The sequence below is a fragment of the Stenotrophomonas sp. 05L44_2 genome (assembly GCF_056665995.1).
The window spans coordinates 1-1,184 of record NZ_JBFTNR010000976.1 but is presented as its reverse complement, the minus strand read 5'-3'; the positions used below and the strand labels follow the sequence as shown (position 1 = coordinate 1,184).

Annotated in this window: 1 protein-coding gene; it reads left to right on the top strand. The window is 67.1% G+C overall.

All coding sequences use genetic code 11. The features are described from left to right. Window positions 1-11 precede the first annotated feature (11 nt). On the top strand, window positions 12-1,184 hold a 1,173-nt coding region (locus AC1VAN_RS22460; protein ID WP_480986813.1), incomplete at its 3' end, for a DUF2341 domain-containing protein.

Sequence of the window (1,184 nt, the reverse complement as noted above, 5' to 3'; positions counted from 1 at the left end):
CCCCAGTGCTGGTGCGCCTGCACACCGGCAACTTCGCCTTCGATGGCGTGGCCGAAGGTGGCAAGGACATCCGTTTCGTCGGTGCGGATGGCCACACGGTGCTGAACCACCAGATCGAGCAGTACGACGCCGGCCTGGGCATGGCGCTGATCTGGGTGGATGTGCCCAGCCTCAGCGGCACCGCACCGCAGACCGTATGGATGTACTACGGCAACGGCAATGCACCGGCTGCCAGCAATGGCCAGCGCGTGTTCGATCCGGATTACAGCGCGGTTCTTCACTTCGCCGACAGCGGCAATGAAGCACACGACACCACCGCCTACGCCAACCCGGCCAGCGGCGCGTTCACCGCCGCCGACGGCGCCATCATCGGCCGCGGTGCGCGCCTGTCCGGCACGCCGCTGCAGTTGCCGGGTTCGCCGTCGCTGGCGATTGCCGCCGGCGGCGCGATGACCTTCTCGGCATGGATCAAGCCGGCCCAGCTCGGCCCGGATCAGGCCCTCTACGCGCGCCGCGAAGGCAGCAACGTGATGATCGTCGGCCTGGATAACGGCGTGCCCTACGTACGCCTCAATGATCAGCGCAGCCAGGCGGTACCGGCGTTGGTAGCAGGGCAGTGGACGCATGTGGCAGTAACGGCCAGCGAGGGCAGGGTCGTACTGTGGGTTGGCGGTCGTGAAGCGAGCCGGATCGATGCGGCATTGCCGGCCTTGGCGGGTGCGGCCCTGATCGGTGCCGATAGTGCACCGCCCGCAGGCGATGCCAGTGCAATCGCCATGGCGCAGCCGTTCCTGGGCGACATCGACGAAGTGCGCGTTTCCAAGGTCGCACGCCCGGCCGCGCTGCTGCTGGCCGACGCAACTGCGCAGGGCGCCGAGTCGCGCCTGCTGACCTTTGGTGAGGATGAGCAGTCGGCTGGCGTCAGCCACTTCGGTTTCATCCTCAAGGCAATGCCGGTGGATGCGTGGGTGGTGGTGGTGGTGCTGGGCCTGATGATGCTGATGTCGTGGGCGATCATGATCGCCAAGAGCCGCTACTTTGGCACCGTGGCCCGCGCCAACCTGGCGTTCTCCGAACAGTACCGCAAGGTGGCCGGTGCACCGGTGGCTGCCCTGCAGCAGGTGGAGCGCAGCGGCGTGCTGGCACCGCACGTGCGCGACAACTCCACACTGTGGAAGCTGTAC